Raw genomic sequence first — 22,232 nt, 5'->3', positions numbered from 1 at the left:
GCGACCGAAGCCGCCCTTTCGATACTCAGTGTGTCGTCTATCACTGCGTGACGAAGCAGCTGCCGCCAGCGGACTTGAGACGAGCGCACAGTGCGGAGGCGTCGTCCTTGGAGCCGCCCTGAACGCGGACACGATAGTAGGTGCCCTTGCCCGGAATGTCGGCGCGCTTGATGTCCACACTGCGGCCGCCGATCACGCTGCCGTACTTCTGGGCCATGTTCGCATAGGACTTCTGGGCCAGTTCAGCCGATGGCTGCGAAGCGATCTGGATGAAGTAGCCGCCTGCACCTGCTGCCGATGCAATCTGCGGCGCAGCCGGTGCGGGAGCCGGGTTGGATGCAGCCGGGGCCTGCGTACGCTGCGGCACGTTGCCGACGATATTGACCGGCTGTTCAGCCGGGCGCGACGGCACCACCGGCGCGCGGACGGGAAGACGCGGCGTTTCAGCAGCTTGCTGAGGCTGCGGCGACACCTGTGCGGCAGGTTCTGCCGGCGCGTTGCCAGCCGCGAGCGCGGCGATTTCGTCGCCACCAGCCGGTGCAGCGGGCTGCGTGCTGTTTGCCGGAGGCATTTGCGAAGCGGTTTCTTCCGGTGCCGGAGAAGGCTGAATGATCGAGCCATCCGGCCGCACGATCATGGTTTCCACTTCGCGCGGCTGGACCAGCGGCGCATTGCGGTTGTCCTGATTCACGGCCGGTGCATTATTCGCCACCTGCGGCTCCTCGGGGGTGTTGTCCACCATGTTCTCGCTGTCATCCGTGCCGGAAATATCCACCGGCTCTTCGCCGGATGTGATCAGCGACTTTTGTTCCGGATTGTTCGGCAGCGTACCGGCAACACGGTCATATACCGCCTTGTCCTGGTTCGGCACTGTCGCGCCGCCGGGATTTTCCGGCTGCATCTTGATCGGCTGGTTGTCGGCGCGAATCACGACCGGTTCACCGGAACCGGCGCCGCCGAGAAAGTGATAGCCGATCCCGCCCAGCAGCACGGCTACGCCGGCCACGCTTGCCAGGATAAGGCCGCGACGGCCACGAACCGGGCGATTGCGATAGGCTTCGGCGGCGCTGCCAAGATCGTCTTCCGGCTGCATCGCGGCCCGTTCACCATAATCGCCAGCTTCGAGCGGCTGTGCGCCCTGGGCGGCCCAATGGTTGTAGAAGTCGTCTTCATTGCCAAGCTGGCTGGACGGATTGAACTGCACCGGAGCCTGAGCCGTCGCCTGCGAGCGGCCATATGCCCCCGCAGCAGCGGCAGCACCAACGCCCATCGCCGCAGCGCCAACAGCGGCACCGAGACTTGCGCCAGAGTTCGGCAGATAGCTTGACGCGCTTTCGCGGAAAATATCCTCAAAAGCCCTGTCAGCTTCGCTCTGGGCATCGGATTTTGCCGTTTCGTCGACGCCGACCGTGTTGAAGACCTCAGCGAATTCCGCTTCAAGATCGGTCAAGCCGGCATTGGTTTCTTCTTCGCCGTAATTGATTTCCGGCAGATCGAGAGAATGTGTCTGCTCGACCTTTTCTTCCGCCACGCTCAGGGTTTCGACTTCCGGCGCGGGCGCGCTGATCGCGGCCCTGTTTGCAGTTCCGAACGGCGAGAACGAAGCCGGGGAAGACCGATATTCATCGTCCGAACGCACGGCATGCGCATAAGCGGTTGGTTCTTCTTCAGGCTCCACATTCAGATCGAGGTCATCTTCGGTGAAGAAATCATCTTCGTTGAAAGCATTTTCGTCCTGAACGTTTGAAACATCGCCAGATGGCTCAAAGCCGAAATCGTCCTCGGAGAGACTGATCTCATCGAGTTCCGAAAGATCATCCTCCGTACCTTCGCCAGCCGCCGCCGTTGCAGCTTCCTCGACATCGAACGAAAAATCATCATCGAAGGAGAAATTGTCTTCGTCATCCAGAGAAGGGGTTGCGGACGGATAATCAGCCTGCGGCGTGGTCGCTAGCGTGTCCTGCCCCGGAACGCCGGAAGAGAAATTGCTCCGCGTATAGTAGGGATATCCGGCAGGAATGGCCTGGGGCGCGTAAGCCTGCGCCTGTGTGACGGGAGCGGCAGCCTGAGGCTCACTGTAAGCGGGTTCATCGAAATGCAAATCGTTCAGTTCCGGCTCATCCTGATAACCGGAATTCTGCACTGGAACCGCATCGTGATGGGCATTTGGCGTTTCCGTCGGCGCAACATGCGAGAAGTAAGTCTCGTCATGAGAGACCGGCTTGGGCTCGTCGCCGAACAGGAGGTTTTCCAGTTCATCTTCAAGCGAAACCGGCGTGGAAACAGCAGCATATGAAGGCTGCTCGGGCTCGACAGCCTGAACGTTCCAGTCCGGGAGACGCGCCGCTTGATAAACCTCCTCGTGAGGCTCTATCGCTGGCTGGTAGATGGTTGGATCGTAGTCGTCCTGATCGATTTGAAGCGGCTCGATCGTTTCCCTGCGGCCATAGGCCGGAGAAGACGCGGCGAAGGTATCTTCATGCGAATCACGAGCAGCCGAGTAGTCGTTATAGTCGAATTGCGGCACCGGCTCGGTGCGATCGGCCTCTTCAAATTCAAGCGTTTCGAATGAGGGTGCTTCCGGTTGCGGGGCCCGCTCCTCCTGATCCATCTGAAGATCGAGCTCGTCTTCCAGAGCGGAAGCAAGTTCTTCTTCGTGAATAAGCGGGGCATCCGCCAGATAGGAATCATCATGCGCCGGCGCGGCGAACTGCGACTGTTCCGCAGGCTGGGAATAATCGCTGAAGTCGCCGAGCAGCTCGCGCTCCAGATCCAGGGAAGGATCGAAGCCGGGATTGGTCCGGTCCTCAAAATGCGTATTCCCGAACTGAGTGGATTGGCGCTCATTCCAAGCGACGTTGGCATCAGCAGGCGTGCCGAAGTCCATGATGCGCGAAAGTTCCATCAGCGGGTCGTCTTCGTGCAACGGACGCTCGCCGTAATTACGGGGATTTGCACTGCTGTCCGTCATGGCGTGTTCCTAACTCAAACCCTGGACGCCGCAAGACGTCTCCATACATTGCTTATTTAGCGAGGCAATGTGGGCAAAAGTTGACGGAAGTTTCCTGCGCCAGAAGGAAGACCAATGACTTGCGTTCATTGTAGCCTTCCACCCGTTCGACTTGCCAACCTTTGCCTTCAATCAGTCTTTCGACCTCAAAAGCTTCATGACAGTCGCCTGATCTCCGAAATCATCTCGAGCCGCCTATTCCGGCCTGCGGACTGCGGAGACCATTTTTCGAGTATAATCCGTCCCAAAAGGTCTTCACCTTTCAAACTATACTCTAGCGCATTTCCGTTGGAGCATCCGCACCGATTATCGTCAATCCGGAAGTCAGCACATCGGAAACAACCTGTACCAGCCCTAGCCTGGCTAGCGACAAGTCTGGATCGTTAACCTTAATAAAACGTAAGTCCGGGTTCTCTGTGCCTCTATTCCATTGCGAATGGAACGCGCTGGCGAGATCATAGAGGTAGAAAGCAAGCCGGTGCGGCTCCTGATGAATCGCCGCCGCCTCGATCAGACGCGGATATTCTGCGAGCTTGCGAACGAGCGCGATTTCGCTTTCATCGGTCAGCTTGTCGAAATGAGCGGCCATGCCGATCCGGTCGAGCTCGGACAGGCCGAGCTGATCGGCTGCCTGCCGGAAAACCGAATGGCAACGCGCGGAAGCATATTGCACGTAAAAGACCGGATTGTCCTTCGACTGTTCCGTCACCTTGGCAAAATCGAAGTCCAGCGGCGCGTCGTTCTTCCGGTAAAGCATCATGAAACGGACCGGATCGCGGCCCACTTCATCAACCACGTCGCGCAGCGTGATGAACTCGCCTGCCCGCTTCGACATGCGCACAGGCTCGCCGTCGCGGAAAAGCTTGACCAGCTGGCAGAGCAGCACCGTCAGCTTCGCCTTGCCGTCGGAAACAGCCCTTGCGACCGCCTCCAGACGCTTGACGTAGCCACCGTGATCGGCGCCCAGCACATAGATCATCTCGTTGAAGCCGCGGTCATACTTGTCCTTGAAATAGGCAACGTCGCCGGCAAAATAAGTGAAAGCGCCATCGGACTTCATCAGCGGACGGTCGATATCGTCGCCCACTTCGGTCGAGCGGAACAGAGTCTGCTCGCGATCTTCCCAATCCTCGGGAAGCTGGCCCTTCGGCGGCGGCAGCTTGCCCTTGTAGACATGCCCCTTGAGCGTCAGGTCGTTGATCGCATTGCGAATCGCCCGGGCGTGGTCGACATGCAGCTTCCGCTCCGAGAAGAACACGTCATGATGCACGTTGAGCGCATCGAGATCGGCGCGGATCATCGCCATCATGGCGTCGATCGTGCGATCCTTCACCAGAGCGAGCGCTTCGGCTTCCGGCATTTCCAGAAGCTTCGTGCCGAATTCCTTTGCAAGTTCCTGGCCGACCGGAACGAGATAGTCGCCCGGATAGAGACCTGACGGAATTTCGCCGATATTTTCGCCCAGCGCTTCGCGGTAACGCACCATGACGGACCTTGCCAGCACATCGATCTGCGCACCCGCATCGTTGATGTAGTATTCCTTGACCACATCATAGCCCGCGAATTTCAGCAGATTGGCCAGAACGTCGCCCACGACCGCGCCACGGCAATGGCCGACATGCATCGGGCCAGTGGGGTTGGCCGAAACATATTCGACATTGACCTTCGTTCCGGAGCCGAGCTTGGAACGACCGAAATCCGTCCCTTCGTTCAACATCGCCGCGAGTTCGCGCTGCCAGTAGCTGGCCTTGAGACGCAGATTGATGAAGCCCGGACCGGCAACATCGACGGTTTCCACATCCTCATCCGAGGCAAGAGCTTCGGCTATACGGCTGGCAAGTTCGCGCGGGTTCTGACCGACAGCCTTGGAGAGCACCATTGCGGCATTGGTGGCAATATCGCCATGGGAAGCATCTCGCGGCGGCTCCACGCCGATGCGCGAGAGATCCAGTTCGCTACCGTCTTTCGGTTTCAGATCAATATCTTGCAACGTCTTTTTGATACGTGCATCGAAATCTGCAAAGATATTCATGGTCTGTCCTGTCAGGCTTACGCCGGGCTTTGTTTATCGCATTGTCCGATGCAAAACCGCTTCGCACTTTTAGCTCGAAAATGCTTTGTTTCATCGCATTGTCCAACGCAAAACCGCTTCGCACTTTTGCTGGAAATGCTTTGTTTCGTCGCATTATCCCACGCAAAACCGCTTCGCACTTTTGCTGGAAATGCTCAAAATTTCCTGCGGAACCCGGCCAGTCTGCCGGAAACGCCGCTTCGTTTGGCCCCGATTAAGCTAAATCGGGTGTGCGGTCAAACAATCGTCGGTGTTCTCGCACGGCATAATTGTCAGTCATCCCGGCAAGATAGTCGGCAACCCGCCGCGCCCGCGCCGCTTCGTCGAGTGTCTCGCAGCCCATCTGCCATTCTGGAGGCATGATCGAAAAGTCTGCAAAACAGGCGTCGAAAAGGTCCTGCACGATCTTGTCGGCGGCGTGCCTGCGCACCACGACGCTGTCGTGGAAATAGAGGTTCTTGAACAGGAACCGCTTCAGCGCCTTCTCATCGGCGCGCATGGCGTCGGAAAAAGCCACAAGCGCGTGCGACTGGCCATGCACGTCTTCCACGCTTTGCGGCTTAGCCGCAGTCAGACGGCGCTGGGCTTCTTCGATCACGTCTTCCACCATGATCGTGATTTGCCTGCGCACGAGTTCATGCCCGGTGCGAACAGGATCAAGATCGGGATAGCGCGTCCGCACCAGATCGAGCAGGCGTTTTGTCAACGGCACCTCATCCAGCGCATCAAGGCTCAAAAGCCCTGCCCGCAGACCGTCATCGATATCATGGGCGTTATAGGCGATATCGTCGGCAATGGCCGCGCATTGCGCTTCCAGACTGGCAAAGCGCGTCAATTCCAGATCATAGCGTTCGTTGAAATCGAGAATCGGCAACGGAACCGGGATGTCCGGATGCGTCGCATGAGCGCCCAGCAGAGGGCCATTGTGCTTGACCAGCCCTTCAAGGGTTTCCCATGAAAGATTAAGGCCATCGAAATCGGCATAGCGATGCTCAAGCTTGGTCACGATTCGGAGCGACTGCGCATTGTGATCGAAGCCGCCGAAGGCTTTCATACGTTCGTTGAGCGCTTCCTCGCCCGTATGACCGAAGGGCGTGTGGCCGAAATCGTGGACAAGCGCCACTGCTTCGGCCAGATCTTCGTCGAGCCGCAATGCGCGAGCCAACGCACGGGCGATCTGAGCAACTTCTATCGTATGAGTTAGCCGCGTGCGGTAATGATCGCCCTCATGCGCGATGAAAACCTGTGTCTTGTGCTTCAAGCGGCGAAACGCGGTGGAATGAATGATACGATCGCGGTCCCGCTGGAATGGCGTGCGGGTCGGGCTTTCCGGTTCCGGCACCAAACGGCCCCGGGTGCGCGCCGGATCACAGGCATAGGGCGCGCGTTCGCGATAACCGAAGCCTATTCCTTCCAGCGACATTGCGATGCATCCCTCACTGTAATATGATTACACAAACCGGTGCGGAACCGGTACAGACATTGACTTCCGCTATTCGCGTTCATAGCTATCAGCTAATCATGAAGGCAAGTACGCGGCTATCGGAAATCTGGAGAAATCGTCCGGTACGATATTCGCATTTGCAAACGGAACAAGGCAGATGACAGGCATTACCGTTTCAGATTCCGCGGCAAAGCGGATCGCCAAGATTCTCGGATCGGAACCGGGCAAGACTGCCCTTCGCGTTTCAGTCGAAGGCGGCGGGTGTTCCGGCTTCTCCTATAAGTACGATCTGGTCGATGAGCAGACTGACGACGACATCGTTATCGAAAAGCTCGGCGCCAAGGTGCTGATCGATTCGATTTCGGTTCCCTATATGGACGGTTCGGAAATCGATTTCGTCGATGATTTGATGGGACAGTCGTTCCAGATCCGCAATCCGAACGCCACCTCGTCCTGCGGCTGTGGAACCAGCTTCGCCATCTGATCCGGGCTTAAGAGAGAAATCAAAAACCGGCTGCCAAGCGACAGCCGGTTTTTTCATGACTGCCAACCAGCTCAAACCTTGACCGAAGCGACAGTCGCCTCGATGTGATCCACCAGGGCATCCGGCAGTCCGAGACGACCGGCCAGCATATCCAGATATCCGCGCTCAGCCCGGTTGTCTGGGTCGATCGCAAGGCGGGAGGCCGTATAAAGCTCCACCTTCTGCTCTTCGGTCTGTGCGGCGGAAACCAGCACATCGATATCGACGGGTTCGGCCAGCTCTTTCTCAAGAAATGCTTCCGCTTCATCATCGAGGCCGGAAATCTTCACCTTCTCCATGATGCGGGCGCGTTCGGCGTCATCGATATGGCCGTCGGCTTTCGCAGCCGCAATCATCGCCTGCACCAGCGTCAGCGCGAAACTGTTGCTCATTGCCGGCGATTGCGGATGGAAGGGAGAATCGACTGGAGGCGGCGGAAGAAGTTCAGGCTGCTTCGCAACCGGCTGTTCCGCCGTTTGCGGCGCCTGACCGGATTTGTAGTTCTTGTAGGCGAGATATCCCAATCCGGCGATGGCGGCGATACCGCCCACGGTCGCCACATTGCCCGCGAGCTTGCGCCCGGTCTTCGTGCCAAGAATGGCTGCGGCAATGGCACCGGTCGCGAGCGGGTTCTTCTTTGCCAGATCGGTCACCTGCCCGGCCTTGTCGCGGACGCTTCCCGACGTACCGGGTATTTGTGATCCCAGAAACTGTTCGAGAAGTTTCTTGGCGTCGAACATTCGAATTTCTCCTGTTTGGCTCCTGTCCAGAGCAAATAGGAATGCAAAACCGCCAATACAAAGGGTCCAGCGCCGAAATATGAGCGAATATTGAAATTGCAGAAGATGAAAAGCTGTGACGCGCGATTGCGCGCTGCTTGCCCTCACCTCCCCAAGCGCATAATCATAGCTGCATGAAAATCGCGACCTGGAACATCAACGGCGTCAAAGCCCGCATCGACAACCTCCAGCATTGGCTGAAGGAGTCCTCGCCCGATATTGTCTGCCTGCAGGAAATCAAATCGGTCGATGAGCAGTTTCCACGGCTGGAGATCGAAGCGCTCGGCTATCATGTGGAAACACACGGGCAGAAGGGCTTCAACGGCGTAGCACTTCTGTCGAAAAAATCGCCCGATGAGGTCAATCGCGGCCTTCCCGGCGACGATAACGATGAACAGGCGCGCTTTATCGAGGGCGTCTATTCGACCGAAAAGGGCGTTGTCCGTGTCGTTTCGCTTTATCTTCCGAACGGCAATCCGGTGGACACGGAAAAGTTTCCCTACAAGCTTTCCTGGATGCAGCGGCTGGAGCTTTGGGCCAGAGACCGACTCGCCCTTGAAGAGCCGCTCGTGCTTGCCGGTGACTATAACGTCATTCCTGAACCGGCCGACGCCAAAAATCCCGGCCAGTGGGTTGGCGATGCGCTCTTCCAGCCGCAATCGCGCCAGGCATTCCGCAGGCTGGAAAATATGGGGTTCACGGACGCAATCCGTGCATCAACGGATGATGGCGGGATTTACTCGTTCTGGGATTATCAGGCGGGAGCATGGCAGAAGAACAACGGTATCCGCATCGATCATCTGATGCTGTCGCCGGAAGCTGCCAATCGCTTCGTATCGAGTGACGTGGAAAAGCACGTCCGTGCATGGGAAAAGCCATCCGACCATGTGCCGGTTACGATAAGGCTTGCGGTCTGAAAACAGACTTAAATCAGGACAATCAGAAATCGCCTTTGTAGTCGCTGGAAAGAGCAATCGCGTTGCGGCGGTCCGCTTCCCCGGCAATCGAAAATGCCTGCTCCTGCATATCGCGTATCCACGGGCAATCTTCGGCTGGGCAGCGTTCGAAAGCCGCCGTCATCATGGCAAGGCCGCGAACAGTCTTGCCGGCCTGAAACAGCATGTTTCCAAGCATGGCCTGTGCACCCGCATTGCCTTTCTTGGCTGCGAGCTGGAACCAGCGGGCCGCCTGAACGGAGTTGCGTTCCCCGCCGTCGCCGTCGAGCAGCATCTTGCCAAGCTCGAACTGGGCCGCGGAATCACCGAAATTCGATGCGGCCTGCACATAAAGCTCGCGCGCCATGCTCGGATTGGCACGAACCGGCGAACCCGGAATGCCGCGTTTTACATAGCCTGCAAGCGCCACGAGAGCATCAGCCACATAGGAATCGTTTTCCGAACCCGGCTCCGAACCTTCGCGAACGATCTTTTCAAAAATCTTGTAGGCTTCGTAGTCATTCTCCGGCACGCCGTCACCATCGGCATACATGCGAGCCAGTTTCCACTTTGCGCCCTGATGACCGCGATCCGCAGCGTAGCGCAGCGCCTTGATCGCCTCATCCTTATGACCGTTCTTATATGCGGAGAAGCCGAACTTGAAGAGTTCAAACGGGCTTCTCGACTTTTCTGAATCGTCATTGAGGTCGAAAGCAAAGGCGCTGTTACAGGCAATGGCGAAGCCGAGAGCCATGGCAAGGGCGCTATATGAAAAACTGCGGATACGCATCACAACGCTGGTCTTTCACACTCAGTGGAGGAAACATTCATGGTGGACAGAATGCACGCTGTTTTCGTCAAGACTGCGACCCGATCTTGGCCGAAAAAAGCCTTGCCATCATTGGAAAGAAAAAAAGGTGCGCGAACAGGGTTGATCCTGTTTCCAATCTGTTTGCCGTGCAACAACGCGCCCTTGGTCATTCCTGCCTGTCCTGCCGGAGCTCGCGGCTCCCAATTTTTGGTGGCTTCTGCCTTTCCATTGATCGGTGACGCCTGTTTGTGGCGGGAAATGGGCAAAAAATACCTTAGCTCTTTCTAGCCTAAAGCAACGGTAAAGACTGTTGCTAATTGACAACAAACCGTCTGTTGTTGCGACCAAAAATCTGCTCTTGTGAACGCCATCGGAACGGGCCCGAAACTGACGCAAACCAAGGATATAAGGGAGCAGGCAAGCGCACCCATGAGCAGATATCGCCGCCCTTACAGACGTCCCTATCGTCAGAGCCGCAAAAGCAATGGCATAAGTTTTCGCAGTATCTTATTGACTATATTGCTTTTTTCTTTTTTAGCGCTGTTGATCACCTATCTGCCGATCCGGCAGGCACCCAGAGAGGCATTGACCGGCCCGGTCTATGTTATCGACGGCGACACGGTAATCCTTGGCAAGATTCATATACGCCTCAAGGGTATCGACGCGCCGGAGATCCAGCAGCAATGCGTGCGGGCAGGCACCCTTTACGATTGCGGCAGGGAGGCTCGCAACATATTGCGAGCGAGAATCGGCAAATCCTCGATTCGCTGCGAGAAGGAAGGACGGGATCAGTATGGCCGTGAACTGGCGCGCTGCTATCTCGCAGAAACCGATCTTAATGGCTGGATGGTCGAGCAGGGATGGGCCGTTTCCTACGGCGATTATCAGCGTGAGGAACGAGATGCCCGCCGCAGCCAGCGCGGCATATGGGCCGGGAAATTCGAGCAGCCTTCCCTGTGGCGCAAGGAGCATCACAACCCGAGCCTTGAACGACCAGTCGAACACAAACCGCCCCTGGCTGTAATTCGCGATGCTTTTACCTATATAAAGGAACACATTCGCACCCTCATTGAAATGATTTATCCCCGGAGCTGATGGAATTCATGGAAAAACTGGACGAGCTCAAACACTCGATCCGGGCCTGCCGTATCTGTCGCGACATACCTCGGTTTCCGCCGCCCCTGCCGCATGAGCCCAACCCCGTCTGTATCGTCTCGGATACGGCAAGAATTGCCATTTGCAGCCAGGCCCCCGGCATTCGCGTCCATAACACATCCCTGCCGTTCAACGACCCGTCCGGTGATCGCCTCCGGCAATGGCTCGGCGTGTCGCGCGACGAGTTTTATGATCCGTCGCGCTTCGCCATCGTGCCGATGGGCTTCTGCTTCCCCGGCTATGACAAACATGGCGGCGACCTTCCGCCGCGCCGCGAATGCCGCCAGACGTGGCATGACCGCATTTTTGCAGCCATGCCACAGCTGGAATTCATTCTGGTGGTCGGGCAATATGCTCTCGCTTACCACCTGCCCGACTATCGAGGCCGCAATCTGACCGAAACCGTGAAGAACTGGCGGCACTTCATGGAAACGCCCAATCAGGCCGGACGAATCGCCCTGCCCCTGCCTCACCCCTCCTGGCGCAACAGCGGCTGGCTCAAGCGAAATCCGTGGTTCGACGCTGAAGTCGTGCCTGTTCTTCAGGCAAAAGTGCGACACCTCATCCGGGACGATAAATAATTTTTACTCCATTCGTTTTCATCAGAATATTTTTCCTGTAACTTCGGGTCAATGCGAACCATAAGGTATGACGTTTCACCTATTCGCAAAGTTCGGGAAACGATTTCTAAAACCGGGAACGGAAACGCATGGACAGGCTCGACAGGAAGATACTGCGCTTATTGCAGGAAGATGCGACACTTGCGGTGGCAGACGTTGCCAAGAAAGTTGGCCTTTCCACGACGCCGTGCTGGCGCCGTATCCAGAAGCTGGAAGAAGATGGCGTCATCAAGCGCCGCGTCGCCATTCTCGATCCGGTTCGCGTCAATGCGCGAGTGACGGTGTTCGTGTCGGTACGCACCAGCTCCCACAGTCATGAGTGGCTGAAGCGCTTCTCTGAAGTTGTGCAGGAATTTCCGGAAGTCATCGAATTCTACCGCATGAGCGGCGACGTCGATTACCTGCTGCGCGTGGCTGTGCCGGATATCGCCGCCTATGACGCCTTCTACAAGCGCCTGATCAGCAAGATCGAAATCCGCGACGTGTCATCGTCTTTTGCGATGGAGCAAATCAAGTACACGACCGAACTGCCGCTCGATTACATGGTGCTCGACAAGGATAACAACTAACGCTGTTAAGCGTTTGATTTAAAAGAAAAGCCCGCTCGATGGCGGGCTTTTTTGATGAAATGGAGAGCGTTACTTCGCGCCGGATATTCCGGCCTGCTCGAAAGTCGCCATGCCGCTATGGCAGAGCGCCGCCGCCTTGACGATACCGGCTGCGAGCGCGGCTCCGGTTCCTTCTCCGAGGCGCATTCCCATATCGAGAAGCGGCTCCTTGCCCATCTTTTCCAGAAGCTTGCGATGGCCCGGCTCGGCGGAAACGTGACCGAACAGGCAGTGATCGATGGCCTCCGGATTGGCGGCATAGAGAACCGCAGCAGCAGCGCTTGCCACAAAGCCGTCGACGATGACCGGAATTTTTTCCATGCGCGCCGCGAGAATTGCGCCTGCCATGGCCGCGACCTCGCGGCCACCGAGACGGCTCAGCACCTCCAGCGGATCGCCGAGATGCGGCTGATGGAGCGCAACCGCCTTGCGCACGGCGGCAAGCTTGCGCTCAAGCAGTTCGCCCGTCGAGCCCGTTCCCGGCCCAACCCAGTCTTCCGCCGCACCGCCAAAAAGCGCCAGCGCGATTGCCGCCGCAATCGTGGTATTGCCGATGCCCATTTCACCGATACACAGGAGATCGGTCCCACCAGCAATTGCTTCCATACCAAAGGCCATGGTCGCAGCGCAGGTGCGCTCATCCATGGCGGGTTCTTCCGTTATGTCGCCTGTTGGGTGCTCCAGCGCCAGATCGAAAACCTTCAGCCCCAGATCGTTGGCGATGCAGATCTGGTTGATGGCAGCGCCACCGGCGGCAAAATTCTCGACCATCTGCGCCGTGACGCTTGGCGGAAACGGCGTGATGTTCTTGGCCGTCACGCCATGATTGCCAGCAAACACCGCGACCAGCGGGCGATTGATCTGCGGCGTGCGCTTGCCGGTCCATGTGGCAAGCCATGCCACGATCTCTTCCATGCGTCCAAGCGAACCAGCAGGCTTCGTCAATGTCACCTCGCGCTCGCGAACGGCCCTTTCCGCCCCGAGGTCGGGCCCCGGCAGATTGCGGATCAGTTCCCGGAAATCGTCAAAAGGTAGGCCACTGGCGCTCATAGGTTCAGTCCAATCAATGATGGGAGGTGTAAAATCGTTGGGCTCGTCCTATAAGCACTGACGCGAATTTTCAAATCACCTCTTTGAGTTGAAGCAACATTGAGGCGAATTATCGCGAAAATCCGTTTCGGAAACAAAGTGGAACAGTGACTTGCAGCGAAACAGTCTCATTGGCGACACGATCCGCAGCCTCGGCTTCCTGAGCCGCCTGCCGCTTCCGCGAAGCTGGTTCGAGAACGGTGATGATTCGTTGCCGCGCAATGCCCGTGCCTTTCCGCTCGCCGGAGCAGTGCTGGGCCTGCTGGCGGGCATCGTGCTTTATGCGGCTCATAAAATGAACCTCCCGCCCCTTGCCTGCGCACTGCTTGCAATTGGCGCTTTGGCGGCGATGACCGGCGCGCTTCATGAAGACGGTCTTGGCGATACAGCCGATGGCTTTTTCGGAGCCTCTTCCGCTGATCGCCGGTTGGACATCATGAAGGATTCCCGCATCGGGACTTTCGCCGCGCTCACCCTGATTATCTTTGTCGGTGTGAAAGCGTCTCTCCTGATGGCGATCATCGACCGTGCGGGCGCGGGATATGCAGTGCTTGCGCTGATTGGCGGCGAAGCGGCAAGCCGCGCAGGTATGCTGGCATTCTGGCACGCCCTGCCCTCGGCACGTCCCGGCGGGCTTTCCGACAGCGTTGGCCAGCCGCAATGGGAGACCGTGGTTTGCGCTTCGGGAATCGGGCTGGCCGTTCTTGTCTTTACACTCATGCCTTCTGGCGGCTTCCTCTCGCTCATCAATGCGCTGGTGTTGGTGACCGTCCTGCTTTTCGGCTTTGCCCGGCTTTGCAAGGCAAAAATAGGCGGACAGACCGGCGATACTTTGGGTGCGGCGCAGCAGATCGGTTCGATTGCCGTTCTCGCCGGGCTTGTCATGGCGCTTTGACGCAACCACATTGCATCCATGGACATGACGACCATCGAATCCCCGTGCATATTGGTCTGCACGATCGACACCGCAACCGGCTTCTGCCTCGGCTGCGCCCGGACGCTGGACGAGATCGCACGCTGGTCCAGCATGAGCGCGGAAGAGCGAACGGCCGTCCTGTCGCTTCTCGCCGACAGGCACGAGATTATTGTAGAAAAGAGAATTGGCTGATGGGGCGCTTTTTCTGGCTCATTATTGCGGCGGTCGCGATTGTTGTCCTGCTGCTGATGTCCAACAATGACAGCGGCTCAACGCTGGGCATGGACAATGACGTATTTGCCCGCGCAGCTTATCTGGGCATATGGGGCGTGGTGCTCGCCGCGGGACTGCTCGGCTCCGGCATCAAGCTGACCGACTTTGCACGCAACATGGCGATGTGGGCCGTGATCATTCTCGGCCTCGTTGCGGGCTACCAGTACCGATATGAATTGCAGGACGTCGCAAGCCGGATCACGGCGGGATTGATCCCCGGAAGCCCAATTTCGGGCCGCAATGCCGATGGCACCATGACCGTCACGCTTGCCAAGGCGGCGAATGGCCATTTCGAGGTCAATGGCCGCGTGAACGGCGCCCGCGTTCATTTTCTCGTCGACACCGGCGCATCCTCGGTCGTGCTGTCCCAGCAGGATGCGGAACGCGCAGGCATAGACACCGCCTCGCTCAACTATTCCGTTCCGATCATGACGGCCAATGGCCAGGCAAGCGCGGCAGTCATCAACATTGCCACCTTGCAGATTGGCGATATCGAACGTCAGAATGTGCGCGCCATGGTGACCAAGGAAGGTCTGATGACCGGCAGCCTGCTCGGCATGAATTTTTTGCAGACGCTCGGCGGTTTTACCGTCCGCGGGGACCAGCTTATTCTAATTGATTAAGCTGCTTCTGCTGCCGCTTCAGTCACCACCGCATAGGCCTGACGCAGCACATCGCTGGTCGCCCCTGGCTTGGTGGCATCCGTCGAAAGGATTTGCCGCCAGCGCCGCGCACCCGGCTGTCCGGTGAAAAGCCCGACCATATGGCGGCTCACATGCGACAGCCTGCCGCCCGCTGCGATGTGGCGATCAATATAGACGCACATATCATCGATGATGTCCGCCATGGCAATTTGCGCCTTCTCAACCCCGTACAGACGCGCATCCACCTCTGCGAGAAGCTCGGGATTATGATAAGCAGCGCGGCCCAGCATCACTGCATCTATTTTCTGCAAATGCACTTCGGCTTCATCCAGCGTATTGATGCCGCCGTTTATGCCGACGAAAACTTCACCGAGGCGTTCCTTGAGGCGGTAGACGCGATCATAATCAAGCGGTGGAATCTCGCGGTTCTCCTTGGGCGACAGCCCTTTGAGCCAGGCCTTGCGAGCATGGACCCAAAGCGCGTCCGCTCCCGCGGCAAGCGTCAGATCGGCCAGAGTATCGAGCGCAACCTCCACGTCCTGATCGTCAACGCCGATACGGCATTTGACGGTAACGGGTACGGAAACCGCCTCTTTCATGGCTGAAACGCAGCGCGCCACCACGTCCGGGGTCTGCATGAGGCACGCTCCGAATGTGCCTGACTGTACGCGGTCCGACGGGCAACCGACATTGAGATTGATTTCATCATAGCCGTAATCGGCACCGATCTTGGCCGCCTCTTTCAGCTTGTCCGGGTCGGAACCGCCGAGTTGCAGCGCCACAGGATGTTCGGCTTTGTCGAAGCCGAGCAGCCGGTCACGCGGGCCATGAATGATGGCGTCCGCCACGACCATTTCGGTATAGAGCAATGCGCGTCTGGAAAAGAGCCTGTGAAAATAACGGCAATGCCGGTCCGACCAGTCAATCATGGGAGCAACGGCAAAGCGCACATCGGGATAGTTGCGGTTTTTTGATTTTATTTCAGTCATTTATACAACAATCCTGAGAATGCGATTCAGTCGCAGTCGGCGCTTTCGGCATTTATTTCAATTCGGAAGGGTGCCAAAAGCCACAATTGATCGAAATGATCAAGTTTCGCCAATATTGCGGTCGCCAGCGCTCAATATAGTGAACGAACGAGAATTTTCATACCCGTTGCGATAAGTCTGCGGTTCCGAGACTGTCTTCTCGTCCAAGACGCACTATGATTGAGTGCAGAAGCATTCCCGATTCTCATCTGCGCGAACATTTCCTGTTTTGATTGAATCGCTGGAAATGCTCTATCTTTCTGTTTTACACATGTCTTTGTCCCGAAACCGGTTCCCACTTTCGGGAGACATGCTCCAGTTCAAGGAATTTCAGCGTGACCTCCTTTTCCCCTTTCGGCAAATCATTCGATGCGTTTCTGTTCGACATGGACGGCACGATATTGAGTTCCATCGAAGCAACCGAACGGGTTTGGGCCGAATGGGCGATACGCCACGGCATCGATCCGGTTACGTTCCTGCCGACCATCCACGGTGTTCGGGCAGTGGAAACCGTCCGCCGCCTTGCCCTGCCCGGTGTCGACCCGATCCGCGAGGCGGAGATATTGCTTCAAGCCGAAATGGCGGATCTCGAAGGCATCGCGCCCATCGACGGCGCCCATGAATTTCTGAGCGCGCTGCCAGAAGATCGCTGGGCTATTGTCACCTCGGCACCGCTTGAACTGGCGCGCCGCCGCGTTGCAGCGGCGGGATTGCCGATGCCGAAGACCATTGTTTCCGCCGAAGATGTGGAGCGCGGCAAGCCAAGCCCTGAATGTTTCCAGCTCGGTGCGAAACGTCTTGGCTTCGATCCGCGCAATTGCCTTGTGTTCGAGGATGCGCCGGCCGGTATCGTTGCCGGAGAAACGGCTGGTGCGAGCGTCGTCGTGGTGACGGCAACGCACCCGCATTCCCCCAAGACATCCCATCTCAGCATCCAGAGCTATCGCTATCTGCAACTCGATATTCTGAACGACGGCAGGCTGGGGCTGGAACCGACGGCACCCGCTCCGGTGGGCTAGATCACCCGCCGCCCTTCCCGCCAGACGGTGCGGATGATCGGAACGTGGTCGGCGACCTGCACCCGAACCAGATCGGCCCGCTTGCCCGCAACGATCTCGCCGCGATCCTCCAGCCCGACAGCTCGCGCAGGGTTAGCCGAAACGAACCGGATAGCCTGCGGCAGCGAAATGTCATCGACCACATCCGCGAGGAAAAACGCCGATTGCATCATGCTGGCCGGGATATAGTCCGACGAAATAATGTCGAGATTTCCGGCTTCGGCCAGTTCGCGCGCGGAGACATTTCCCGAATGCGAGCCGCCGCGCACGACATTCGGCGCGCCCATGAGCACGGACATTCCGGACTCCTTTGACGCCTTCGCGGCCGTGTGTGTGGTTGGAAATTCCGCAACCCTTATTCCCTGCGCCTGCGCTTCCGCCACATGGTCCACCGTCGCGTCATCATGGCTTGCCAGAATAACCCCGCGCTGATGGCAGAGGTCAGCAATCGCCTTGCGCGTCGGCGCTGAATATTGCTGCGACTGGCCGATACGTCGCTCGCAATAGAGCCGGAACTCTTCTTCCGAGAATTTCAGCTTGCGCGTGAAATAGATCTTGTAGCTCTCAATATCCGTAAACTGGCGCTGTCCCGGCGCATGGTCCATCAGGGATACGAGCCTGACCAGCGGCTGGTTGCCGAACCTTTCGAAGGCCGGAAGGCAATCGGGGGCCGAAACCTCGCAGCGCAAATGCAGAAAATGGTCGGCGCGCAAGCGCCCAGCCGCGCGGCCCTCGGCAATGGCCGAAGAAAGCTTGCGCATATCGTCAATACCCGTCTCGGCATCGTCATCGAAGCCGATGCGTAGCGCGTCGAAAACCGTGGTGATGCCGGAGGCGGCAATCTGGGCGTCGTGCGCCTGCACGGCGGCGATCGGGTTCCAGCGCACTTTCGGACGCGGCGCATAGTGCCCTTCGAGATGATCCGTATGCAGCTCAACCAGACCGGGCGTCAGGAAGTCGCCTTCCATATCCTCGCCGATGCTTGATGCGCCAATAGAAATATCGGCAATCTTGCCATCCACCAGCTTCAGGGAACCGAGGACAACATCGTCGGCGAGCACGATGCGGGCGTTGCGCAGAACCGTTTCATTTCCCATTGCTCACGGCCTCCCAACCGCTCGCGGCGCCCGGGCCGAAGCGGCCTTGCCGCCGGTCAGAGGATGCAGCGAATGAATCTCGAAAGGAGCCCCTTTCTCAGGTTCCACGAACAAGGCGAGGTTCGCAACCTCCACGGCATCATCCAACAGCGGCGTGAAAAATTCATCCAGCGTCCGCTCCACGCGGGCTCGATCTTTCTCCTCCACCGGGCCTGTCAGCGTCATATGAAAGCGGAACTCTTCAAAAACATAAGGATAGCCCCAGCGCTCGATATTGTGCCGTTGCGTCTCGCTCAGACGTTCGGGCCGTCGCTTCGCGATTTCCGCCTCGTTGAGCGGGGCGCGAAACCGGTCGAAAGCAACGACGACATCATTGGCGAGCTGATTCAATTCCGCAACCGGTTCTTCCGGCACAAGCGCGAAGAACGGCCCGATAGCGTGAAGCTTCAGACGAGGGATGATGACGGGCGACGCCGACGATGCGAAATGCATCAAGGCCGAAAGCAGGTCGTTTTCGGTGTGTTTTTCGTCCAGACGGAACGGTGCCTTCATCGTCGCATGAAAACCATAGCGGCGCGGCTCTTCGGTCAGCCGGGCGATTTCATCGGTCGCAAGCGAGCGAATCGCAGGCATCTTTACCGGCTCACCGCTGAACGCGTTGCGCCCGAGCCAGTTTGCGGCAACCTTCAAAAGCGCATCGTTGGATGGCGGCGTGAAATAGATCGCATAGCGCATGTCAAATCCTTAGAACATTTCCAGCAAAAGTGTGAAACGGTTTTGCGTTCGGAAATGCGGCAAAAACAAACAGTTAGAGCGGTTCCAACGATTCCGTTAAAACAGGAACCGCTCCAGGCGAGGTTCGCGACACGACGTCAGCGGAACTTCAAAATGTCAGATGATGCATCGCACTTGCGGAAAACTGTTCCGTTTTGCGGGCGATGCGGTCGGCGGATGCTTACACAATGAATGTGGCAAGTCGATAAAGGCCAGATGACAGAAGCGAATTGCCGACAAACCAATTTTACATGACGGCAAATTAGTATAGGCGTTAGCCCCATTGGAAGTGAGGAGACTGAAATGGGCGGCTTTGCGTCTATCGGCGAATGCATGATCGAGCTTTCTGGCAATGAAGGCGACCAGTGGCGCATGGGTTTTGCAGGCGATACGCTCAACACTGCGTGGTACATGCGGGCGCTGACGGAAAAATCCTATCCTGTGGAATATGTGACCGCGTTCGGCCAGGACAGTTTTTCCCAGAAGCAGCGCGTGTTCCTGACCTCCAACGGTATTGGTATAGCCCATAGCCCGATCATCGATGGGCTGCATCCCGGCCTTTACGCCATCACGCTCAACGGCGCCGAGCGCTCCTTCACCTATTGGCGTAGCGACGCAGCCGCAAGGCGTCTCGCCAGTGATCGCGAAGCGCTGGAAAAGAGCCTGCACGGTCGCGACATCATCTATTTTTCCGGTATTTCGGTCGCCATCATCCTGCCCGAGCATCGCGACACGTTCTTCGACGTCCTGCGGCAATGCCGCGCCGCGGGTTCGCGCATTGCCTTCGACCCGAATTTCCGCCACCAGCTATGGCCGGACCGCAAGGTCGCACAGGACATCATCAGCGAAGCAATGCGCATTGCCGATATTGCCCTGCCCACCTTTCCCGATGAACAGGCGCTCTTTGGCGACAAGGACGCCAGCGCCTGCGCTGACCGCCTTGCAGCGCTGGGCGTGAAAGAGATCGTCGTCAAGGACGGCACGGAACCTGCCCTGCTTGTCGCCGGCGGTGAAAGAGTGCTGGTGCCGTCCGTCGCAGCACAGGCCGTCGACACGACGGGCGCGGGCGACAGTTTTAACGGTGCCTATCTCGCCGCACGCCTGAACGGACTTTCTCCGGTGGACGCAGCCCGCAAGGCGCATCTGGTTGCAGCCCGCGTCGTCGAGATACGCGGCGCGCTCGCTCCAATGGAAACTGCACGCGCCGCCTTCGCAGACTGATTATCTTTCGCGCGAAAAGCTGAAATGGCTGGTCTGGGCGTAAATCTCGCCCGGACGCAATATTGCCTGCGGGAAATAGGGATATTCCAGCGATCCGGGCCATATCTGCGGCTCCAGGCAGAAACCCGCGTGCTTGCCATAAGGCTTGCCCGTGAGGCCGATGCAATCATTGGCCATCGTGTTGCCCGCATAGAACTGAACGCCCGGCTCTGTCGTCGAAATATCGAGGCGAATGCCGGAACGCGCGCCCTTCACTGACGCACATGGACGCAATGGCCCCCGCGCCGCCGCGAGGCAGAAATTGCTGTCATATTGGACCTGATGGCCGTTCTCCTCGAAGCGAATCGGGCGAAACTCCCTGAAATCATATGGCGTCCCCTTGACCGGCAGAACGCGCCCGTCCGGAATGAGAGCTTCATCGACCGGCATATAGGCGTCGGCCTCGATTTTAAGCTGGTGATCGAGAATATCGCCCTCACCGCCGTCGTCGAGATTGAAATAGCTGTGATGCAGCAGGTTGCAGACAGTCGGCTTGTCGGTCACGGCCTCCAGCCGCACGATGAGCGTTCCGTCCGCGTTGAGCATGTAGGTGCAGCTTACATTCAGGTTACCGGGAAAGCCCATTTCGCCATCCGCGGCCACCGTCGCAAGCGTTACGAAATCCGGCCCGGTCCCGGTTATTTTCCAGACACGATTGCCTAATCCCTTGCTGCCGCCATGCAGGTTATGACGGCCCTGAAAATTCGGCTCCACCTCATAGGTCACTCCGTCCAGTTCAAACCGGGCATCGCGGATACGGTTGGCCGAGCGGCCTGCAATTGCGCCGAGGTGCGGCGAATGCGCCGGATAATCGGCAAAGTCGCGATAACCGATCACAAGCGGCGCTGCGTGGCCTTCCATGCGCAAATCCTGGACGGCAGCGCCCCAGCTTATGATTTTGGCCGTCAGCGGGCCGTTGGAGATAGTGAGCCGGTGAACCGCCTGCCCGTCCGGTGCATACCCAAAGATTTCCGAATCCACGTTTGCCCGCCTGTAAATGATGCAGCGTTGAGGTGCCCATGAATCCGCATCCCTGCGCGGGGCGCAAGATGCAAGATGATCAAATAATGATTTTGAACAAAACTTGACCAGCCGAAACAACCGATGAATTTAGGACTGTTTTCCCGCTTGAAACTGGTGTTATGATAGCGTGTAAATTATTGATTATTATGGATAAATACTAATTTAGAGGCTTTTCAAATGAAGTCGAATTTCCAGAAAGTCATGCCTTATATTTTCAGTGAAGAAGGCGGTTATGTAGACAACCCCGCCGATCCCGGAGGCGCAACCAATATGGGCATTACCATCGCAACCCTGTCTGCTTGGAAGGGCCGTCGCGTATCGCCTGAGGATGTGCAGAACCTGACACGGGCCACCGCCACGGAAATCTATCAGGCGCAATTCTGGAACAAGATCGACGGTAACGACCTGCCTCCCGGCATCGACTACGCAGTGTTCGACTTTGCAGTCAATTCGGGTCCGGGACGCGCGGCAAAGATGCTGCAAGGCGTTCTGGGCGTGCCGGAGGATGGCGTGATCGGCGCGAAGACGGTTGCGGCTGCAAACATGCGGCCCGCGGGCGAGATCATCAATGCCTTGTGCGACGCCCGCGCATCCTGGCTGAAAAGCCTGTCGACCGCATCAACCTTCGGAAAAGGCTGGCTCGCGCGTGTGGAGCGGGTGCGGAACCGTGCGTTCGCCCTCGCCGCCGCGTCACCGCTTGCCCCGCCAGCAACCCAACCGCGAGCTATCGCTTCCAAGGGCCCTCAAGGCGATACGGCCTCCAAATCTGCTTCGATTCCTCCGGAAGCCTCGGGCACAAAAGCCCGTCAGGCCGATACGGCCTTCACATCCGCTTTGATGCACCCGGAAGCCTTGGGTACGATGGGCAGCGCCGCATCGGGCCTCGCGGCAATTGCATCGGGAAACGGCCCGGTGCAATATGCGCTTGGGATCATCATGATCGCCTGCGCTGCCGTGGGTCTATGGTACTTTATCAGGCGGGTCAGAAACGAACCCTAACGGCATCGCAATAACCCGGTTTTGAGATTATTTCCAAAACAAGAGTTTGGCTTTATGTTGCGCTTCGCATGTTGCGCGCCTTATATGCGCTTTCGACAGCCCCGGTGCTTATGAA

Annotated in this window: 22 protein-coding genes; 12 read left to right on the top strand and 10 right to left on the bottom strand. The window is 57.8% G+C overall.

Going from position 1 to position 22,232, the window contains the following annotated elements; genetic code table 11:
- Nucleotides 1-40 precede the first annotated feature (40 nt).
- The 3 genes from F9K78_RS16425 to F9K78_RS16415 all read right to left on the bottom strand — a co-directional run bounded on the left by F9K78_RS16425 (nt 41) and on the right by F9K78_RS16415 (nt 6,504).
- Nucleotides 41-2,971 (bottom strand): SPOR domain-containing protein, encoded by a 2,931-nt coding sequence (locus F9K78_RS16425; protein ID WP_121986064.1) that lies wholly within the window; start codon nt 2,969-2,971, stop codon nt 41-43.
- A 313-nt stretch (nt 2,972-3,284) separates the two neighbouring features.
- A complete protein-coding gene (gene argS, locus F9K78_RS16420; RefSeq protein WP_121982587.1) occupies nt 3,285-5,042 on the bottom strand; it encodes an arginine--tRNA ligase in 1,758 nt (585 codons plus the stop codon).
- A gap of 253 nt (nt 5,043-5,295) precedes the next feature.
- Complete coding sequence (locus F9K78_RS16415; RefSeq protein ID WP_121982586.1) at nt 5,296-6,504, bottom strand: deoxyguanosinetriphosphate triphosphohydrolase; 1,209 nt, start codon at nt 6,502-6,504, stop codon at nt 5,296-5,298.
- 178 nt (nt 6,505-6,682) lie between these two features.
- On the opposite strand from F9K78_RS16415, the gene erpA reads away from it, so the two are divergent.
- On the top strand, nt 6,683-7,009 hold the full coding sequence (erpA, locus tag F9K78_RS16410) for an iron-sulfur cluster insertion protein ErpA (RefSeq protein WP_112587952.1): 327 nt from the start codon (nt 6,683-6,685) through the stop codon (nt 7,007-7,009).
- A 71-nt stretch (nt 7,010-7,080) separates the two neighbouring features.
- On the opposite strand, the gene F9K78_RS16405 is transcribed toward erpA, so the two are convergent.
- On the bottom strand, nt 7,081-7,788 hold the full coding sequence (locus F9K78_RS16405; RefSeq protein ID WP_121982585.1) for a tellurite resistance TerB family protein: 708 nt from the start codon (nt 7,786-7,788) through the stop codon (nt 7,081-7,083).
- Between the two features lie 173 nt (nt 7,789-7,961).
- Between F9K78_RS16405 and xth the strand changes: the two genes are divergently transcribed.
- Nucleotides 7,962-8,744 carry an exodeoxyribonuclease III gene (gene xth / locus F9K78_RS16400; RefSeq protein ID WP_121982584.1) on the top strand — a complete coding sequence of 261 codons (783 nt, stop codon included), beginning with the start codon at nt 7,962-7,964 and terminating at the stop codon, nt 8,742-8,744.
- A gap of 22 nt (nt 8,745-8,766) precedes the next feature.
- Here xth and F9K78_RS16395 read toward each other — a convergent pair whose 3' ends face one another.
- Nucleotides 8,767-9,552, bottom strand: coding sequence for a tetratricopeptide repeat protein (locus F9K78_RS16395; RefSeq protein WP_121982583.1), 786 nt, complete (start codon nt 9,550-9,552; stop codon nt 8,767-8,769).
- 39 nt (nt 9,553-9,591) lie between these two features.
- On the opposite strand from F9K78_RS16395, the gene F9K78_RS16390 reads away from it, so the two are divergent.
- The 4 genes from F9K78_RS16390 to F9K78_RS16375 all read left to right on the top strand — a co-directional run bounded on the left by F9K78_RS16390 (nt 9,592) and on the right by F9K78_RS16375 (nt 11,917).
- Entirely contained in the window at nt 9,592-9,861 is a 270-nt protein-coding gene (locus tag F9K78_RS16390) for a hypothetical protein (protein WP_151682408.1), read from the top strand.
- A 141-nt stretch (nt 9,862-10,002) separates the two neighbouring features.
- A complete protein-coding gene (locus F9K78_RS16385) occupies nt 10,003-10,668 on the top strand; it encodes a thermonuclease family protein (RefSeq protein ID WP_121982582.1) in 666 nt (221 codons plus the stop codon).
- On the top strand, nt 10,668-11,309 hold the full coding sequence (locus F9K78_RS16380) for a uracil-DNA glycosylase family protein (RefSeq protein WP_121982581.1): 642 nt from the start codon (nt 10,668-10,670) through the stop codon (nt 11,307-11,309). Before F9K78_RS16385 ends, F9K78_RS16380 begins: the two co-directional genes overlap by 1 nt.
- 128 nt (nt 11,310-11,437) lie before the next feature.
- Nucleotides 11,438-11,917 carry an Lrp/AsnC family transcriptional regulator gene (locus tag F9K78_RS16375; RefSeq protein WP_006466649.1) on the top strand — a complete coding sequence of 160 codons (480 nt, stop codon included), beginning with the start codon at nt 11,438-11,440 and terminating at the stop codon, nt 11,915-11,917.
- Nucleotides 11,918-11,986: 69 nt separating this feature from the next.
- On the opposite strand, the gene cobT is transcribed toward F9K78_RS16375, so the two are convergent.
- Complete coding sequence (gene cobT, locus F9K78_RS16370) at nt 11,987-13,006, bottom strand: nicotinate-nucleotide--dimethylbenzimidazole phosphoribosyltransferase (protein WP_121982580.1); 1,020 nt, start codon at nt 13,004-13,006, stop codon at nt 11,987-11,989.
- 151 nt (nt 13,007-13,157) lie between these two features.
- Here cobT and F9K78_RS16365 point away from each other — a divergent pair, with 151 nt between their 5' ends.
- From F9K78_RS16365 to F9K78_RS16355, 3 genes are read left to right on the top strand one after another with little or no spacing between them, the layout of a single operon-like run.
- A complete protein-coding gene (locus tag F9K78_RS16365) occupies nt 13,158-13,940 on the top strand; it encodes an adenosylcobinamide-GDP ribazoletransferase (protein ID WP_121982579.1) in 783 nt (260 codons plus the stop codon).
- A gap of 18 nt (nt 13,941-13,958) precedes the next feature.
- Nucleotides 13,959-14,153 (top strand): DUF1289 domain-containing protein, encoded by a 195-nt coding sequence (locus F9K78_RS16360; RefSeq protein WP_121982578.1) that lies wholly within the window; start codon nt 13,959-13,961, stop codon nt 14,151-14,153.
- Nucleotides 14,153-14,857 (top strand): TIGR02281 family clan AA aspartic protease, encoded by a 705-nt coding sequence (locus F9K78_RS16355; protein WP_121982577.1) that lies wholly within the window; start codon nt 14,153-14,155, stop codon nt 14,855-14,857. Before F9K78_RS16360 ends, F9K78_RS16355 begins: the two co-directional genes overlap by 1 nt.
- On the opposite strand, the gene dusA is transcribed toward F9K78_RS16355, so the two are convergent.
- Nucleotides 14,854-15,867 (bottom strand): tRNA dihydrouridine(20/20a) synthase DusA, encoded by a 1,014-nt coding sequence (gene dusA / locus F9K78_RS16350; protein WP_122066411.1) that lies wholly within the window; start codon nt 15,865-15,867, stop codon nt 14,854-14,856. The genes F9K78_RS16355 and dusA overlap by 4 nt on opposite strands.
- 374 nt (nt 15,868-16,241) lie before the next feature.
- Between dusA and F9K78_RS16345 the strand changes: the two genes are divergently transcribed.
- The gene (locus tag F9K78_RS16345) at nt 16,242-16,925 is read left to right on the top strand and encodes an HAD family hydrolase (RefSeq protein WP_121982575.1); all 684 of its coding nucleotides are present in this window, start codon (nt 16,242-16,244) and stop codon (nt 16,923-16,925) included.
- Here F9K78_RS16345 and F9K78_RS16340 read toward each other — a convergent pair.
- Both F9K78_RS16340 and F9K78_RS16335 read right to left on the bottom strand, forming a co-directional pair.
- Nucleotides 16,922-18,061 (bottom strand): alpha-D-ribose 1-methylphosphonate 5-triphosphate diphosphatase, encoded by a 1,140-nt coding sequence (locus F9K78_RS16340; protein WP_121982574.1) that lies wholly within the window; start codon nt 18,059-18,061, stop codon nt 16,922-16,924. The genes F9K78_RS16345 and F9K78_RS16340 overlap by 4 nt on opposite strands.
- A 3-nt stretch (nt 18,062-18,064) precedes the next feature.
- A complete protein-coding gene (locus F9K78_RS16335) occupies nt 18,065-18,796 on the bottom strand; it encodes a DUF1045 domain-containing protein (RefSeq protein WP_121982573.1) in 732 nt (243 codons plus the stop codon).
- 342 nt (nt 18,797-19,138) lie between these two features.
- Here F9K78_RS16335 and F9K78_RS16325 point away from each other — a divergent pair, with 342 nt between their 5' ends.
- Nucleotides 19,139-20,056, top strand: coding sequence for a sugar kinase (locus F9K78_RS16325; RefSeq protein ID WP_121982572.1), 918 nt, complete (start codon nt 19,139-19,141; stop codon nt 20,054-20,056).
- Here the strand turns inward: F9K78_RS16325 and F9K78_RS16320 are convergent, their stop codons facing one another.
- Nucleotides 20,057-21,076 (bottom strand): aldose epimerase family protein, encoded by a 1,020-nt coding sequence (locus tag F9K78_RS16320; protein WP_121982571.1) that lies wholly within the window; start codon nt 21,074-21,076, stop codon nt 20,057-20,059.
- A 219-nt stretch (nt 21,077-21,295) separates the two neighbouring features.
- On the opposite strand from F9K78_RS16320, the gene F9K78_RS16315 reads away from it, so the two are divergent.
- Entirely contained in the window at nt 21,296-22,117 is an 822-nt protein-coding gene (locus F9K78_RS16315) for a glycoside hydrolase family 108 protein (RefSeq protein WP_121986066.1), read from the top strand.
- The last annotated feature ends 115 nt before the right edge of the window (nt 22,118-22,232 follow it).

The sequence above is a fragment of the Brucella pseudintermedia genome, from assembly GCF_008932435.1.
Taxonomy (GTDB): Bacteria; Pseudomonadota; Alphaproteobacteria; order Rhizobiales; family Rhizobiaceae; genus Brucella; species Brucella pseudintermedia.
Note: the sequence above shows the minus strand (reverse complement) of the source record. Positions and strands in the feature narration are given on the sequence as shown.